General features: G+C 42.7%; 1 pseudogene. It reads left to right on the forward strand.

The features are described 5' to 3' along the window. Positions 1 to 532 (forward strand): annotated as a pseudogene (locus tag R7Z50_RS27995) (J domain-containing protein); the annotation flags it as partial. Positions 533 to 665: the final 133 nt, after the last annotated feature.

Consider the following 665-nt stretch of genomic DNA (forward strand, 5'->3'; position numbering starts at 1 on the left):
CAATCAATTGCCTGCAAAGCAAGTCTCCGAAATTGTGGAATTAGATAAAGAAGCGACAAAAGAAGAGCAGCCTGTCGCTCCACAATCAACCGTAACGTCTGATAATGGCACGATTATGTGGTTGGCTATTGGTGGATTGGTGATCGCTCTAGCAGGCTTCGGTGGATGCGTAGTTCTAAGAAAGCAGCAACGAGCCTTGGCCGCACAGTCTTCCCAAGAGGCAAACCAAACTCAGCAACTTAATGCAAAAGTAAAAGAGTTAGAGTTCACGAATAAACAATTGAAGCGTCAGTTGGAGAAAGTATTCAAAGAGTTTAAAAAGACTCGCAGCCAATCCGACAATCATAAAGTTGCGGTTGCCTGCGCGATGTTTGGTTACACACCACAAACCATTCCTGATAACCAAGCAGTGAAACTCCGCTATCGACAACTTTCAAAACTCTATCATCCAGATACTCGTGGAAGTGAAGAAGAAATGAAACGTTTGAACCAGGCGTTTAAAATCATCTCACAAAATGTTACAAAATCGTAAGCCACAACTAGAGGGCGCTTGATGGCTAGCTTTAAGTCTAAGTAAAACAAGGTTCGCAATCGATCTCGCTCTCAAACAAATTAACAGACATTTAACGTCAATCTCTTTTGCATGCCATAATGCCCGGCGAAAA

The organism is Vibrio sp. 1249-1 (assembly GCF_033340495.1).